Source organism: Streptomyces sp. NBC_00989 (genome assembly GCF_045162655.1).
GTDB lineage: Bacteria > Actinomycetota > Actinomycetes > Streptomycetales > Streptomycetaceae > Streptomyces.
The window spans coordinates 3,163,722-3,178,918 of record NZ_CP108728.1; the positions used below are offsets into that span (position 1 = coordinate 3,163,722).

General features: G+C 73.2%; 11 protein-coding genes and 1 tRNA gene. 5 read left to right on the forward strand and 7 right to left on the reverse strand.

All coding sequences use genetic code 11. The features are described from left to right. Positions 1-4: 4 nt before the first annotated feature. Together OG714_RS13715 and OG714_RS13720 are read right to left on the reverse strand one after the other, a co-directional pair. Complete coding sequence (locus OG714_RS13715; protein ID WP_406120910.1) at positions 5-2,242, reverse strand: glycoside hydrolase family 3 N-terminal domain-containing protein; 2,238 nt, start codon at positions 2,240-2,242, stop codon at positions 5-7. Then, positions 2,239-3,249 (reverse strand): N-acetylglucosamine kinase, encoded by a 1,011-nt coding sequence (locus tag OG714_RS13720; protein ID WP_406120912.1) that lies wholly within the window; start codon positions 3,247-3,249, stop codon positions 2,239-2,241. Before OG714_RS13720 ends, OG714_RS13715 begins: the two co-directional genes overlap by 4 nt. Before the next feature lie 102 nt (positions 3,250-3,351). On the opposite strand from OG714_RS13720, the gene OG714_RS13725 reads away from it, so the two are divergent. Continuing rightward, positions 3,352-4,557, forward strand: coding sequence for a glycosyl hydrolase (locus tag OG714_RS13725; RefSeq protein ID WP_406131814.1), 1,206 nt, complete (start codon positions 3,352-3,354; stop codon positions 4,555-4,557). 3 nt (positions 4,558-4,560) lie between these two features. Here the strand turns inward: OG714_RS13725 and OG714_RS13730 are convergent, their stop codons facing one another. Next, positions 4,561-6,039 (reverse strand): glycoside hydrolase family 3 N-terminal domain-containing protein, encoded by a 1,479-nt coding sequence (locus tag OG714_RS13730; protein WP_406120914.1) that lies wholly within the window; start codon positions 6,037-6,039, stop codon positions 4,561-4,563. 285 nt (positions 6,040-6,324) lie between these two features. Between OG714_RS13730 and OG714_RS13735 the strand changes: the two genes are divergently transcribed. The 3 genes from OG714_RS13735 to OG714_RS13745 all read left to right on the forward strand — a co-directional run bounded on the left by OG714_RS13735 (position 6,325) and on the right by OG714_RS13745 (position 9,886). After that, complete coding sequence (locus OG714_RS13735; RefSeq protein ID WP_406120916.1) at positions 6,325-7,350, forward strand: YbhN family protein; 1,026 nt, start codon at positions 6,325-6,327, stop codon at positions 7,348-7,350. 88 nt (positions 7,351-7,438) lie between these two features. Beyond that, positions 7,439-7,510 (forward strand) — tRNA-Lys (locus OG714_RS13740). Between the two features lie 3 nt (positions 7,511-7,513). After that, positions 7,514-9,886: a hypothetical protein gene (locus tag OG714_RS13745; protein WP_406120917.1), complete on the forward strand. Its 2,373-nt coding sequence runs from the start codon at positions 7,514-7,516 to the stop codon at positions 9,884-9,886. 3 nt (positions 9,887-9,889) lie between these two features. Here OG714_RS13745 and OG714_RS13750 read toward each other — a convergent pair whose 3' ends face one another. Beyond that, positions 9,890-10,507 carry a TetR/AcrR family transcriptional regulator gene (locus tag OG714_RS13750; RefSeq protein ID WP_406120919.1) on the reverse strand — a complete coding sequence of 206 codons (618 nt, stop codon included), beginning with the start codon at positions 10,505-10,507 and terminating at the stop codon, positions 9,890-9,892. Positions 10,508-10,682: 175 nt separating this feature from the next. On the opposite strand from OG714_RS13750, the gene OG714_RS13755 reads away from it, so the two are divergent. Continuing rightward, a complete protein-coding gene (locus OG714_RS13755; RefSeq protein ID WP_406120920.1) occupies positions 10,683-11,141 on the forward strand; it encodes a cupin domain-containing protein in 459 nt (152 codons plus the stop codon). Positions 11,142-11,173: 32 nt separating this feature from the next. Here the strand turns inward: OG714_RS13755 and OG714_RS13760 are convergent, their stop codons facing one another. The 3 genes from OG714_RS13760 to OG714_RS13770 are packed head-to-tail and all read right to left on the reverse strand — an operon-like array spanning position 11,174 to position 15,196. Further along, on the reverse strand, positions 11,174-12,628 hold the full coding sequence (locus OG714_RS13760; protein ID WP_406120922.1) for an NADase-type glycan-binding domain-containing protein: 1,455 nt from the start codon (positions 12,626-12,628) through the stop codon (positions 11,174-11,176). Then, entirely contained in the window at positions 12,625-13,191 is a 567-nt protein-coding gene (locus tag OG714_RS13765; protein WP_365303802.1) for a phage tail protein, read from the reverse strand. The genes OG714_RS13760 and OG714_RS13765 overlap by 4 nt, the downstream gene beginning before the upstream one ends. Before the next feature lie 46 nt (positions 13,192-13,237). Continuing rightward, complete coding sequence (locus OG714_RS13770; protein WP_406120924.1) at positions 13,238-15,196, reverse strand: putative baseplate assembly protein; 1,959 nt, start codon at positions 15,194-15,196, stop codon at positions 13,238-13,240. Between the last annotated feature and the right edge of the window lies 1 nt (position 15,197).

Genomic DNA, 15,197 nt, shown 5'->3' on the forward strand with positions numbered 1-15,197 from the left:
GCGGTCAGGCTTTGAACGGTCGGTCTTTGAGCCGTACGACGACGGGTTCGACGCCGAGCGCGGCCCGAGCGGACTGGGCGACCCGCACCTCCACGGCACCGACCTGCTCCAACCGGTCGGTGCCGAAGGGGATCTCGACCCTACGGCTCTCTCCCGGGGCCAACTCGACGCCCTGGAAGGCGTGCAGTTCGAGCGTGCGCGGCCACACCGGGGTGATCAGCCGCCGGATGTACACCTGGACGACCGAACGCCCGTGCCGCTTCCCGGTGTTGGTGACGTCGACCTCGATCACGTCCCCCGCGAGGCGCGGCGGACCGTACGCGAAGTTGGTGTACGGCAGCCCGTGTCCGAAGGAGTAGCTCGGCTCGGCGTCACCGTCCACGTAACCGCCGTACTCGGTGTCCTTGTGGTTGTAGTAGACGGGGAGTTGGGCCACCGAGCGGGGGACGGACACGGGCAGGCGGCCGGTCGGTTCGGCCCGGCCGAGCAGTACCTCCGCGATGGCCTCGCCGCCCCATGGGCCGGGGTACCAGGCGGTGAGCAGGGCGCCGGCCCGTTCGGGGACGACGTGCGGGCGGCCCTGGACCAGGACGACCGCGGTGGGTGTGCCGGTGGCGGTGACCGCGTCCAGGAGGGCGAGTTGGGCCCGGCCCAGGCTCAGGCCCGCGAGGTCGACGCCCTCTCCGCACGTCATCTCCGAAACGGCGTTCCGCGCGGCCCCGTTGGCGTCGAAGTCCGTGTCGGGGGTACGGGCGCTGCTGCCGCCCAGCACCAGCACCGCCAGGTCGGACGCGGCGGCCGCGGCGACCGCCTCGGGGATGCCGGAGAGGTCGTCGCCGGTGAGGGCGCAGCCGGGGGCGTGGCGGATGCCGGTGCCGGGCGGGGCGAGGTGCCGTAGGCCGTCGAGGACGCTGACACCGGAACTCTGTGGTGCCGTGTAGTCGCCCGACTGGTGGGCCGCGGTGGCTGATTGGGGGCCGATGACCGCGATGCGGGAGACGGTCGCCGGGATGGGCAGGACGTCGCCGTCGTTGCGCAGGAGGGTGATCGCGGCCCGGGCGAGGGCCGTGCTCAGCTCTCTGCCCTGCCGCGGGGAAGGGAACTCGCCTGTGCTGTAGGGCCGTTCGAAGAGGCCCAGCCGGAACTTCAGGCTGAGGACACGCGCCACGGCGGTGTCGATCGTCTCCTCGGCCACCAGGCCCCGTTCGACCGCCTCCTCCAGGTGGGTGAAGCCCTCGTCCCAGAGGCTGAGGTCGACACCGGCGTCGAGGGCGAGGGCGCCCGCCGAGACCTTGTCGCCGGTGATGCGGGCCAGCCGGTCCACGGCGAGGCCGTCGGCCATGACGAGGCCCTCGAAACCCCAGTCCTCGCGCAGGAGTTGGGTCAGCAGGGCGCGGTTTCCGGAGCAGGGCAGGCCGTCGACCTCGGGGTACGCCGACATGAGGGCGGCGGCACCTGCGCGGACTCCGGCGCGGGCGGCGGGGAGGTGGATCTCGTGGAGTTCACGGAGGCCGAGTTCCGACTCGGCGGAGTTGCGGCCGCCGACCGTGGCGCCCTGTCCGGCGAAGTGCTTGAGGACGACGGGAGCCTTGTCGGGAGCGAAGCCGGCGCTCGTGTCGCCCTGCATGCCTCTGACAAGCGCCTCGGTGAGGCGGGCGGCGAGGTGCGGGTCCTCGCCGAAGCACTCCTCCGTGCGGCCCCAGCGCGGGTCGCGGGCGATGTCCAGGGCGGAGACGAGGGCGACATGGCCGCCACGGGCGCGGAGTTCGGCGGCGGCGTGGGCGGCGGCCCGCTCGTACAGGCCGGGGTCCCAGGTGGCGCCGACGGCCAGATTGACCGGGAGGACCGTGCCGTCCAGTGCCATGTGGCCGTGCGGCACCTCCTCCACGAACAGCGCCGGAATCCCGAGTCGGCTGCTCTCGATCACATGGCGTTGCACCAACTCGGCCAGGGCGGCGCTGTCCTGGGCGCCGGGGCCGTTGGTGTGGTCGACGCCGGACCAGGCGTCGGCGCGGAACAGGCCGTAGAGCGCGCCGAGTCCGGCGAAACGCTCGGTCTCGGCGCGCAGGGCGTCGGTGAGTTCGTAGCCCTCGGGGGTGCGGCGGTAGGCGTCCCAGCCGTACATCCGCTGGTTGAGCTGGCCGACCTTCTCGCGCAGGGTCATGCGGGCGAGGAGGTCGGAAACCCGGGCGCCTATGGGGGCGTTGGGGTCGCGGTGGGCGGGGGTGGTGGTGTCGGTCATCGGGAGTCACCGTCGTAGGCGAGTCGGGCGAGGGCGACCGCGCCGCGGCAGCCGTCCGGTACCCAGTCGAGGGTCAGGCCGAGGGCGTGGAGGCGGGCGGTGAGAGGGGCCGTCAGGGGGCCCTCGGGGCCGAGCAGGCCGCCGGTGGCGACGATCCGCTCGCCCGGGCCCGGCTCCAACGCCCGGACCGTGTCGGTCAGTTGGTCGGCCGCTTCATCGAGAAGCGCCTCCGCCACCGCGTCCTTCTCCCCCGCCGCCTCGACGACCAGGGGGGCGAACCGGGCGAGGCGGATGGGGAGTTCGGCCATCACGGCGGGGAGTACGTGCATGCGGTAGGCCTCGCGGTGGGCGTGGGACCAGTCGCCGCCGGTGGGCAGTTCCCCGTCCGGCACCCCGAGTGCCTGTCCGACGGACCCGGCCAGCACGGTCGTAGGGCCGCGCCCGTCCGCCATGCGCAGGGCCGCGCGTACCGCGCTGCGGCCGATCCAGAAGCCGCTGCCGTCGTCGCCGAGTAGCCAGCCGTCGCCGTCCACGGTGGCCGTGGAGCGGCGGTCGGTGATGCGCAGGGCGACCGCGCCGGTGCCGGCGACCAGGGCGAGGCCGTCGGCCGGGGTGCCGGGGGCGGAGGCGAAGGCCGCCTCGATGTCGCTGCACACGCGGAGCCGGGCGGCGGGGATGCCGAGGCGCTCCAGCGCCGCCGTGAGGGCGGCGCGGGCGTTGACGTGTCCCGGCTCCTCGGTGGAGGCCGCCGTGGCGCCCGCGAAACCGCCGGACACGGCGACCACCCGGGGGCGCGCCCGCTCCGGAACGGCCTGGCCGATCGCCTCGACCAGGTGGTCGGTGAGGCGGGGCACCGGGACGGTCAGGGCGTTGCCGGGACCGGCCGCGCCCTCGGCGAGGGAGCGGCCGTCATCGGCGGCGGCGAGGACGGCGCGGGTGCGGGTGCCGCCGGCGTCGAGGCCGACGACGAGGTCGCCGGAGAATTCTTGGTTCAAATCATTGCTCATCACTGACTATGGTGGTTGATACATTCGTGCAGAACAAGAGCCTTCGCGCAGAACACGAGCCAAAGACACAGACAGGGCAAGACCGGACCTGGGGAGGATCCCATTCCTACGCTCCGCTTCGGCGTCAACTACACGCCGCGCCGCGGCTGGTTCCACTCCTGGCACGACTTCGACCCGGCGCACGCCCGCGAGGATCTGGCCCAGATAGCCGGGCTCGGCCTGGACCACGTCCGGATCTTCCACCTCTGGCCGCTGCTCCAGCCGAACCGCACGCTGATCCGCAGGACGGCCGTGGACCAGCTGGTGCACCTGGTCGACCTGGCGGGCGAGGCGGGTCTCGACGTCCTCGTGGACGGCGTCCAGGGCCATCTGTCGAGCTTCGACTTCTACCCGGAGTGGACCCGCAGCTGGCACCACCGCAACGTCTTCACCGACCCGGAGACCATCACGGCCCAGGGCGAGCTGATGCGCACGCTGGGCCGCGCCCTCGCCGACCGCCCGAACCTGATCGGCCTCCAACTCGGCAACGAGCTCAACAACTTGGTGGAGCACAACCCGGTGACAGTGGCCGAGGTGGACCACTATCTCGACACCCTGCTGGCCGCCGCCCGCGAACACCTGCCGCCGGACCGCCTGGTCACGCACTCCGCGTACGACGCCGCCTGGTACGGCGACGACCACCCGTTCACCCCGGAGGCCTCGGCCCGCAAGGGCGATCTGACCACCGTCCATCCGTGGGTGTTCTCCGGCGACTGCGCCCGCCGCTACGGTCCGCGCTCCCCGCAGGTGCTCCATCTCGCCGAGTACGGAACGGAGTTGGCCAAGGCGTACGCCACCGACCCGGCCCGGCCCGTCTGGGTCCAGGAGACCGGCGCGCCCGAGCCGCACATCCCGGCGGCCGACGCCCCGGAGTTCGCGCGGGCGACCGTGCGCAACGCGGCCGAGTGCGCGGGGCTGTGGGGCGTGACGTGGTGGTGCTCGCACGACGTGGACCGCTCGCTCGCGGACTACCCCGAACTCGAGTACACGCTGGGCCTGTTCGACTCGGCGGGCCGCCCCAAGCCGATCGCCGAGGCCTTCGCCCAAGCGATCGCGGAGCCGCACACCGTCCGACTCCGTGACACGGCCCTGGTGTTGGACTGCACCCCGGCCACCCGCTCGGTGTCCGGACCGGGAGGCGCGTACTTCGAGGAGTGGATGCGGCTGCACACGGAGGGCGTCCGTCCGGCGGTGGTGCTGGCCGAACGGGCCGAGGACGAGGGGTACTTGGCGGCGCGGGGCATCAAGGAGGTCGTACACCCGCGGTGAAGGTCAACTGCCTGTCAGTACCTCCGCGACCGCCCGCAGGTTGACCCGCCCCCGCCCGTAGGAGCAGAGGGCGCCGCCCTCCGGCAGTCCGGTGTCGACCAGTACGGCGTCGGGCCGCCGGGCGGCGAGCGTGTCGCGCAGCCGGGCCTGCCAGGGGTGCAGGCCGGCGTCGGAGGTGACGACGACCAGCGGGGCGCCCTCGCGCAGGATTCCGTCGACGAGGGCTACAAGGTCCGCCGGTTCCGTGTTGAGCGCGGTGCCGGTGGCCGTGGGGTCGATCGCGCGGAGTTCGGTGAGGAGGTCCTCGCCGCCCCAGTTCAGGGCGGGGTGCGGGGCCGGGAACAGGTCGACGACGTGGGCACCGCGCAGCGGCGGCGGCAGGGTCCCGGTGCGCACCGCGCGGCGGGCCGCCTCCAGACCGGCGCCCGTGTCCCAGGCGGTGACCGTCCGGCGCGGGGTCGCGTACCGCTCGGCGAGCCGTCGCACCCGCCCGGCCGCCTCCCACACCCGCTCCTCGGGCAGCACACTGGAATGCAGCGCGTCGAGCACGGCGTCCCGGCAGGACAGGGTGACGTCCAAGTCCGGCACGGCGACGATGACTTGGTCCGCTCCGGCGGCGAGGGCGATCCGGGCCCCGGCCGCTTCGCCGTACGCGTCGGCGATCGCCTTCATCTCCAGCGCGTCGCTCACCAGGACGCCGTCGAAGCCGAGTTCGAGGCGGAGTAGGTCACCGAGTATGCGGCGGCTCAGCGTGGCGGGGCGGTTGGCGTCCAGCGCCGGGAAGACGACGTGCGCGCTCATCAGCATCGGCACACCGGCCGCGATGGACGCGCGGAACGGTTCGAGGTCGACGAGGAGTTCGTCGTAGGGGCGCGGGTCGATCGCGATGCCGTGGTGGCTGTCGGTGATCGTGCCGCCGTGGCCGGGGAAGTGCTTGGCGCAGGAGGCGATGCCGCGGACGTCGGTGGCGGTGATCCAGGCGCGCAGATGGCGGGCGGCGAGGTCGGGGTCGGCGCCGAAGGAGCGGGTGCGCACGATCGGGTTGCGCGGCTGATGCTGGAGGTCGGCGACGGGGGCGTACGAGGCGGTGATGCCGAGCGTGGCGAGGTGCCCGGCGAGCGCGTCGGCGCAACGGGCGGTCAGCGCCGGGTCGTCGACGACGCCGAGGGCGTAGGAGCCGGGGACGTCCGGGGCGCCGGCGCTCACCAGGTGGCCGATGCCGCCGCCCTCGTTGTCGATGGCGACGAGCAGGTCGGGCCGGATGGCGCGGAGTGCGTCGGTGAGCCAGCGCACCTGCTCGGCGTCCCGGATGTTGCGGGTGAACAGGATGACCCCGCCGAGGCCGCGGTCGATGAGCCGCTTGAGCGTGTCCGGCACGGTCGTCATGCCGTCGAACCCGGCGACCAGACAGCGGTGGGCCGCCTCGTCGAGGTCGACGGGCAGGGCGGTGACGGCGGCGGACGTACGCTCGGCGTGGGTCATAATGGAATTGAAATGGCTCGCTCAACCTAAAGTCAACAAACCGATGGATTGTTGATTCAGGCAATGATCTGGAGTGGCCCGGGGCCGGCGCGGGGATGACACAGGGGACTGGCCCAGTGCTGACACAGGTGATGCAGGTGTGCGTTCACTCGCGCCACACCCGTACCGCACCCCCGCGACAACCGTGCCATTCACGCCATGTATGCCGTCCGCGTCGCCCGACCGTCCGCGCGCCTTCCGCTTCCGGACACCGCGACGTCATACCGGAGGGGAACGTTTCGCCTCGTGTCCCTGCTTCCGCTCGAAGACATCCCCGGGCCGCTCCCCGCCTCCACCACCGGCCCCACTCCCGCCCCCGTCCCCTTCCGTCTCCCCTCCGCGGCACGCCTCGCCACCAAGGTGCTGACGCTGCTGCCCCTGCTGCTGATCGCGGTGTGGGCGGCGGTCGACTGGCATGCCATGTACGACGGCACGGCCCGGCTCGCCTCCGCCGACCCCTGGTGGCTGCTCGCCGCGTTCTTCTTCACCTGCCTCGGCTGGGGCACCGCCGCCCTCGTCCGCCAGGGTGCCGTGCCGGACCGGCTGCCGACCGGCCTGCTGATCGCCTCGCAGTTCGCCGCCGGCGCCGCCAACCACGCGCTGCCGGCCAGCATCGGCGCCCACGCCGTCACGCTGCGCTTCCTCCAGGGCCGCGGCATCCCCCTCGCCCGCGCCACCGCCTCGCTCGCCCTGTACTCGCTCGTCAGGCCGATCGCGAAGACGTTCGTCCTCCTCGGCTTCCTCATCGCCTTCCCCGAGATGCTGAGGTTCGGCCAACTCGTCCCGCGGGGCTGGTCGTTGGTCCTCGCCTTCGGCGGGCTGGGGGTCACGCTCGGCACGGCCGCCCTGCTCCTGGCCGTCGTACGTCCGCTGCGCCGCCCGGCGCTGCGCTGCGTCCGCACCGCCCTGACCGACGTACGGCAGCTGCACACCATGCCCAGCCGGATCCTCGCCCTGTGGGGCGGGGCGGCGGCCGCGCCGGTGCTACAGGCCACCGTGATCTTCTCGGTCGGGGCCTCGCTGGGTCTGTCGCTGTCCTGGGCGCAGGTGGTCATCGCGTTCCTCGCCGCCAGCACCGCGGTCGGCGCCGTTCCCGCACCCGGCGGGATCGGTCCCGTGGACGCGGCGACGGTGTTCACGATGGTCGCGTTCGGCGCCCCCATGGACCTGGCCACGGCGAGCGTCATCGGCTACCGCGTCCTGACGGTGTGGGTGCCGTTGCTGCCGGGGGCGTTGATGCTGTCGGCGCTGGTCCACCGGAAGGTGCTGTGACCGAACTCCCGTTGTCCGTCGAACTCCCCCTTGCCCGTCGAAATCCCCTTGTACGGCCGCCCGTCCCGCGTCTAACGTCGCTGCTCATCGGCGTGTAGCTCAGCAGCAGAGCACCGGGCTCTTACCCCGGAGGGCGCAGGGGCAGTACCTGCCACGCCGGCTTATGGACGACGACGCTGACCAGCAGCACCTCACCGCGAACCCCGGCTATGCCCGGGGTCAGTTGGCCAAGGCCTTCAGGACCGCGCTGACCCACGAGGACGCCGACACCCGCCGTCGCGCGGAGGGCCGCGTGACGCGCTGGCGTGCCGTGCTCGCGGGGATGTCCGGCGGTCTGCTGTCGATCGGTTCGCGCACCCCGGTGGCCGGGCTCCCGCCCTGGGTCACCCCCGAGGTGGTGCACGGCGGCTTCGCCACGGGCACTCCGAGCGCGGGCGGCCCGCTCCAGCCGTACGAGACGCGGCTCGCGGAGCAGTTCGGCGTGCCCGCGGACCGGCGGGCGCTGTTCGCCCACTGCCTCACCGACACCGGACTCACCTGGCTGTGGGGGCAGTTGAACAGCGGGCGGTACGAGGTGACCGTGCCCGAGGAGGGCGCGCTGCTCACCATGGCGTGGCTGGTGCGGCTCGGGGAGACGGCCGCCGCGCTGGACCTGGTCGCGGAGTTGGAGCCGTTCGCGGACCAACTCCGGTTCCTGCCGCGCCCGTCGACCGGCCGGACCGCGCCGGACGACACCGACGCGCTGTACCGCCGTACCGTCTCCGACACCGTGGACCGGCTGGTCAGGCGGCGCCCCAACGCGGCCGTGGAGGCACAGCGTGAGGCACTCGGCGTATGGCAGCCGTTCGGGGACGAGTTGCTCGCGCACTGGCTGGAGACGACGGACGGGGCGGACGGCCGGGTGCTCGAACTCGCCCCGGACGCGGACTGGTTGGCGCGCGGTGCCGAACTGCTGAGTCGTTACCGGTCGTTGGCCGAGGAGCACACCCGCTGCGGGAAGCACCGCAACCCCAAGGAGAACCTGGGCATTCTGCGCGGCGCACTGGAGGAGACCGTCGCCGGGCGGCAGTTGGACGCGCGGCGGCTCGGGCTGCTGCGGCACGCCGTCGCGTCCATGGTGCGGCGGCGCGGACTGCCGGGCTCGGCACCGCACTCAGAACTCCGCCGCGCGCAGCGGGCCCAGGCAGCCCTCCCCTCCCACCACGCCCTGGCGCAGGTGGTGGTGGGCCGCCTCGCCGGGCTGCCCCAGGAGTCGGGGATCACCGACCTCGCATCCGTACTCGCCCCGGTCTCCGAGCCGGAGCGGCGGGAGACCGGCCTGCCCGCCGGGGCCCAACTCCCGCCCGCGATCAGCCGGGTGGTCGAGGGCGCGCTCAGCGCACCGGTCGCCATCCTCGTGGAGCGGGGAGTCGTCCCCTCGGCCGAGGTGCTGGCCGAACTGGTACCGCGGCTGGTCGCCGGCACCACCGCGCGGACCTACGCCGACGAGGCGCTGCGGACGCTGATGGCCGCGAACTACCGCGCGTTCCGCAACCGCCGTTCGCTGCTCCTGCTCAACCTGGAGGGGCAGGTCCGGATCGAGGAACTGCCCTGGGTACGGGCGGTGTCCGCACAGCGCGGCGACGGCACGGCCGAAGCGGCCCTGCTGCTACGGAAGTTGGGCGAGCTGGCGGTGCGGGGGTTCCCGGGCACGATCCTCCCCAACCCGCTGGTGCGCGAACTCGGGGTGCTCGCCCGCCAGTCCGAGCTGGGCGCCCCGCTGGTGGAGGAGCTGGCCGCCGACATCTTCATGGACGCCTTCGGCCCCAAGTTCCTCGCAGCGGCCCGGATCGCGGGCGAACTGCTCGGCGGTTCGCTGTACGAGCGGTACTACGGCATCGACTACGCGGCGATCCGCGACCTGGCGAGCACGGAAGCGGGCGAGGCGGCGGGCCGGTCACACAAAGCCGGGGCCGGAGCCCGGACGTCCCCGGGGTTCGCGCGGCTGTGCGCGGAGCGGGCCGCGGCGGCGTCCTCGGCCCCGGCGGGGTCGAAGTCCCCTTCCTCGTCCGGGTCCTGGGTGGCGGCCAACGGCAAGGTGATCGAGCAGGCGCAGATCCTGACCACGCACAACCTGGCCACGCTGGTCCACCGGGTCGGCATCGCCCCCGAGCCGGGCTGGGCAGACCTGGCGCGCCGCTGCTTCGGCACCGTGTGCCGGCTGACGGCCCGGGTGCACCGCAACCCGTGGCCGTACTCCACGATCAAGGACGCGGCGTACGCCTGGCGGCAGTCGGTGTTCCACCTGTCCCTCTGCCCGCCCGCCGAACGGCGCCGCATACTCGACGACTTGGACGCGGAGGCGGCCCGCCACGCTCCCCATGTCACCGCCCGCCTCGCGCCCGCGTTGGCCGGGCTGCGCCTGGTCGCGGACGGCGGCGGCTTCGCCCCCGACGGCACGGCGGACGAGGGCCGGGCCCGCCGGCTCCTCGGCTGGACCACGGACGGCCACTGGCTGGCGGCGGACCCGACTGCCGTATCGGCGCGCGAGAGTTGAGAGCTACTGACCCTGCGTCGCCGTGCGCACCGCCGCCTCCGTCAGGGTCTTCGCGGTGTGTACGGCGCTGGTGATCGCCTCGTCGGGGGTGAGCCCGCACTGGTCGGTGAGGGTGAACAGGGCGTCCGAGGCCATGACGACCGCGAGGCCGCGCTTGAGCTGGGTGAAAGCGTCCGGGTCCGTCTCCCCGAGGGTGACGGCCAGAGGGGTGAGCGCGTGGTCGATGAGCCCGAAGCGGATGCCGGGGCGCATGTTCGCCGTGTCGGGGCGGACGATGGTCGCCGCCATCATCGCGCGCACCCCGCCCTGGCGGGCCAGGGTGCCACGGAGCAGGAACTCGCAGGCGAACGCGATCCGTTCGACCGGGTCGCGGGAGTCGGCGACCGGGCCGAGCGCGTCGACGGGGTCGGGCCAGACGCCGGCCAGCGCCTCGCCGATCAGCGAGGGCAGGTCGGGGAAGTAGCGGTAGGCGGTGGCCTCGGAGACCAGGGCGACGCGGGCGACCTCGGGCATCGTCACCTCGCTGCCCGTGCCGATCAGCCCGCGGGCCGCCTCGACGATCGCCGTACGGGTGCGCTTCTTCTGGTTGCTGCGGCCCGTGTCCGTCTGTGCTGTCGCCATCGGTGCGTCACTTCCCCGTATTCGCTCGTCGTCGCCCACCGTCTCCCGTACGTTATCACGACCAGCTCTCATCGTAAGAGTTCACTTGCATAACGAGAGCTGCCCGCTTACTGTTCTGGGGGCGCGCCACAGCGCGACGGGCGCACAACTGGCGCCACACACGAGGGAGTCGGCGATGAACGAGGTTTCCGTGGTCGGTCCGGACGACGGCGAGAGGATCCGCCTGGGCCCGGTCACGATGCGCATCCTGGAGGACGGCGGCACGACCGGCCACCGTCTCGGCATCGGCGAGATCACCCTCGCCCCGCACACCCAGGGCCCGCCGCAGCACCGCCACGCCCAGCACGACGAGGGCTTCTACGTCGTCTCCGGCACCGTGCACTTCACCATCGGCGAGACCGTCCACGTCGCCCCCGCGGGCACCCTCGCGATGATCCCGCCCGGTGCCCCGCACACCTTCGCCAACCCCGGCGACGAGCCCGCGGTGATGGTCAACACCTTCACGCCCGACCTGTTCGTGCAGTACTTCCGCGACCTGCGGGACATGATCGCCGGCGGCCGCGAGTTCAACACCGAGTCGACCGTCGAGATGATGAGCCGCTACGCCACGGTCCCCGCGACCGACTACGCCTGAGACACCGCACCCGCCGCCGCACGGACCGTCCGTCAGGAACCGCTCGCGCTCGACGGGCCGAAGAACTCGATCTCGGCGATGGCCACTTGCTTGCTCCCCGAGGTTCCGTAGGCGGACTCGATGGTGAAGCGGACCGCCGTGACCGTGCCGACCCGGAAGGACCGGCGCTGGGCGCCCGCCCCCTGGTCCAGGGTGAGTTGGCGGGTGATCGTCTTGCCGTCGGCCGTGGTGATCTCCGCCTCGATCCGGTGCGGGAGCGCCGACTGACTGAGCTGGTCGGGGCGGGTGGAGACACCCGGGGTGATCATCAGGTCCAGCAGCCGGGTCGGCTCGTCGAACCGCGCCTCCAGCCACTGGCCCTTGCCCGACTGGGTCACCCCCGGCCCCCACCAGGTGTTGTTCAGCCGGTCGAAGGCCAGGTCCGGCTTGTGGCCCGGATAGGAGCGCGAGGCGGTGACGCGGTCCGGGTAGACGGGGGCCCGCTTGGCGAAGTGGTCCTTGGTCGCGTCCACGGCGCGCGGGATGTTGACGGCCAGCACGATCAGCAGGGTCAGCACGATCGCCGCGCCCACCCAGGTCAGCACCCGGTCGAAGGTGCGGCGCAGCCGGGGCCGGTCGCCCGCCCACGGGATCTCACCGTTCCGGAACGCGAACAGCCGCCGCCACCAGGGCAGTTGGCCGGTGGCGTGCTCTTCGCCCGCCATGGGCATCGCGCACCGGGCGCAGTAGTGCCGGTCGGGCCGGTTGGCCGTCGCGCACCAGGGGCAGGGCACTCCGCCGACGGCGCCGGGTTCGACACCGGGTGCCCGTACGGACTGCGGGCGCGCGGCGACCGGGCGGCCGGGCAGCACCGGGGCCACGGTCGGGGCCTGGCGGGGCTCCGGGTCGGAGACCGGGACGAGGAGCCGCCGGGCGCGCTCGGCCTCGGACTCCGGTGCCGGTCCGGGTTCCGGGGAGGCGGCGGGGACCGGCTCGGTGGGGGCGGTGTCGGTCGTGTAGGGGGTGCGGGGGGTGGTGCCGTCGTGGTGACCGTACGGCGCGTCGGGCGCGGGCGCCGGGGCGGGTGCCGGGGCGCTGCTCGGGTGGGGCACGGGGTGGGTCGTGGCGGCGCCGGATGCGTGAGGAGTCGTGGAACCGCCGGACGCCTCACCGCTCGCCGGGTCCTGGCGGGCGCCCGCGCCGACCGGGTCGTACGAGCCGCCGGCGGCCAGGGCGTCGAGGCGCAGGGACAGGGCGTCGAGCCGTGCGGCGGGGTCGTCGCCGGAGGCCGAACTCCCTTGTGCGGGGCGCTGGTTGTCGCTCTGGACGTTCGTGTTCAGCGTGTCCCGGCCCGGGTCGCCGCCGGCACGCTCGCCGCGTTCGGCCGGGGCCCCGGTGCGGGCGCCCGCGCGGTCCGTCCAGCTCAGGACGGCGCCGCAGGCGTCGCAGAACGACTGGCCCGGTTCCGCGCGGGTTCCGCATTCGGCGCAGCTCTGGGTGGTCGTCATCTCTCGGGGTTCCTTTCGGGGAGCACGGTGGCGGTCACCTGGACCGTGTACGGCATGTGGGCGGGGCGGGCGGCCGCCACGAGGGCGTCGAGGCGGTGGGTGTCCAGGGTGGTCGGCGCGGGCAGCCGCAGGTGGACGTGGAGCCGGGGGCTGCGTTCGCCGGGTACCGGGCCGAGCGGGCGGGCGTTCCAGTCGGCGGCGCCGCTCTCGGTGATCTCCGGTTCGGCACCGAAGGCGAGCCGCACGGCCTCGGCCAGACCACGCCGGGTACCGCGGATGCGGTGCAGGTACGTGGCGGCGGCCACGGCGGCCCGCAGCCGCTCCTCCGGTTCGCTGCCGTCGGTCTCGGCACCGACCCAACTCCCCAGCCACTGAACGAAATCCAGCGGTGCCAGGGACGGCCTGAAGTACGTGTCGAGGCAGTCCAGCACGCTCAGGATCGGCGCTACGACCTCGTCGAGCCCGGCGACGAAACGCTGGGCGAGGTCGTCGTCGGCGAACACGGCGGGCAGCATCGCACCGATCGGCGCGGACGAGCCGAGACCGTCAACTGATCCCCTCAACGCACGCCTCCTTGCCAGGAGTTGGCGATGCTCACGCTGGTGATGTTCACGCGCCGTCTCCGATCACGCGGACGCGGTGGTCGAAGGAGAACACCAGCGACGGCCGCTCCAGGTCGATGCGGTCGGTCGGGTCGCCGCGCTTGCCGGTGAGCGGGTCGGCCGGGTGCAGGACGACCTCGTCGACCAACTCGACGCCGGGCACCCGCTGGAGCACCGCGAAGACCTCCCCGGACTGCACGGGACGCCCGAACGGCCAGCCCTTCCCGTCCGATCCGCCGGTGAGCGGGTCGAGGTGGCGGTAGAGGGCGTCGTGGGCCTGGCGGCGCACCCGGTCGGTGTCGACACCGCGGAAGGCGTGGACCGTGGCGACGACGGTGACGCCCTGGTAGAAGGGCGGGCCGACCGCCAACCGGGTCCCGATCAGCCGCCGTTCGTCGAGATGCCTAGTGATGCGGTCCAACAGGGCATCACCGGGGACCAGTTGCTCGAAGCGCAGCCGTCCGCCGGGGTCGGGTACGGCCTGCGGGACCACCAACACCCGTACGGCGTAGGCCCCGTGCTCCTCCTCGTCGCCCTCCAGGCAGGTGATGCGCGCCGTCTCGGGGGCGGCCCGGCGGGACAGTTCCTCGTAGTCCCGGAGGGTGACCGCCCGTTCCTGGGCGCGCAGGGTGATCGGCGCGCGGGTCTTGGCCTCCTGGACCGTCTCGCCGTCCACTCCCCCACGTGCCGCCTCGCGGTTGACGACTTCGGAGACGTACGGGATGGAGCTGCGCAGGATCTGTACCGCGCCGCGTGCCACGTTGCCGGCCCGGCCGCCGCCGGTGCGGTAGCGGCGGGCGCGGATCACCGAGCCCTTGGGTGCGACCATGCCGTACTGGCGCAGGGAGCCGTCGGGTTCGCGGACGGCGGGTCCGAAGGCGAGTTCGCCGGTGGCCGCGTCGAGGGTGATGTGGCGGTCGTCGGGGCCGGAGGCGGCGAAGTGCGGGACGACCTGCCAGTCCGTCCAGCCGTCGTGCTCGGCGGTCTGGAGGAGCAGGGGCGTGGCGTCGCCGACGACGGGTGTGTGGGAGAGCCGCAACCGCTGCCCGGGCAGGCCGGTGGACTCGCCGAGCGCCTCGTCGTAGACGGTGTCGGCGTGCACGACGGTCGTGGTGCCGCCGATGGTGAAGGCCTCGGCGGAGCGGACCGTCGGCGAGGTGGTGTAGAAGGGCTGGTCGGAGTGGGGTTCGGTGACGCGGCACCGCAACCAGCCCGCTTCCTGGCCGCCGTTGCGGGACAGGCTGTGGCCGCCGGGGACGTGCAGGATGACCGCGCCGGGACGGTTGAGGCCGCCGGTGCCGTCGCGGTCCACCTCACATGACTGCCAGCCGTCGGCGGTCCACGCCTCCCACACCAGGGGCGGCTGACGCGGGTCGACGCCGACGCCGTCGACACGGCTGTCGAGTTCGAGGACGAGGGCGCAGTGCGGGACGGCCGCGGTCAGCCCGAACAGCATCGAGTCGCCGGGGTCGGGCGACTCGGCGAAGCACATCACGTGGTTGCCCTCGGCCAGGTCGTGGGTGCGGTCGACGACCTGCTTGCCCCGGTGCTGCACCACGAGATGCCTCAACGTGCTCGGCACTACAGCGAGTTCACGCTCGGTGGCGAAGACCACGGCCTCCTCACCCTCGGTGCGCATCGTCGCGACCTCGGTGCCGAGCGGCACCTGCACCGCTTCCTCCTGGGGCGCCGACAGCCAGAACGTGACGTCGGTGCGGGCCGCGGACGGCGGGAAGAGCGTGATGCCGACCAGGTCGAGGAAGGCCAGGTGGTTCTTGTCCGGTACCCGGTTGAGGCGGTAGACGATCTGGTCGGCCATGTGCGCGACCGTCTCGACGAGGGTGACGCCGGGGTCGGAGACGTTGTGGTCGGTCCACTCCGGGGCGCGCTGCTGGATGTAGCGCTTGGCGTCGTCGACGAACTGCTGGAAGCGGCGGTCGTCGAGGTTCGGGGAGGGCAGGGCCATC

Excerpts from the sequence above, each read along its gene's own strand:
- OG714_RS13715 (WP_406120910.1), bottom strand. The coding sequence starts at position 2,242 with ATGACCGACACCACCACCCCCGCCCACCGCGACCCCAACGCCCCCATA.
- OG714_RS13720 (WP_406120912.1), bottom strand. The coding sequence starts at position 3,249 with ATGAGCAATGATTTGAACCAAGAATTCTCCGGCGACCTCGTCGTCGGC.
- OG714_RS13730 (WP_406120914.1), bottom strand. The coding sequence starts at position 6,039 with ATGACCCACGCCGAGCGTACGTCCGCCGCCGTCACCGCCCTGCCCGTC.
- OG714_RS13745 (WP_406120917.1), top strand. The coding sequence starts at position 7,514 with ATGGACGACGACGCTGACCAGCAGCACCTCACCGCGAACCCCGGCTAT.
- OG714_RS13750 (WP_406120919.1), bottom strand. The coding sequence starts at position 10,507 with ATGGCGACAGCACAGACGGACACGGGCCGCAGCAACCAGAAGAAGCGC.
- OG714_RS13755 (WP_406120920.1), top strand. The coding sequence starts at position 10,683 with ATGAACGAGGTTTCCGTGGTCGGTCCGGACGACGGCGAGAGGATCCGC.
- OG714_RS13760 (WP_406120922.1), bottom strand. The coding sequence starts at position 12,628 with ATGACGACCACCCAGAGCTGCGCCGAATGCGGAACCCGCGCGGAACCG.
- OG714_RS13770 (WP_406120924.1), bottom strand. The coding sequence starts at position 15,196 with ATGGCCCTGCCCTCCCCGAACCTCGACGACCGCCGCTTCCAGCAGTTC.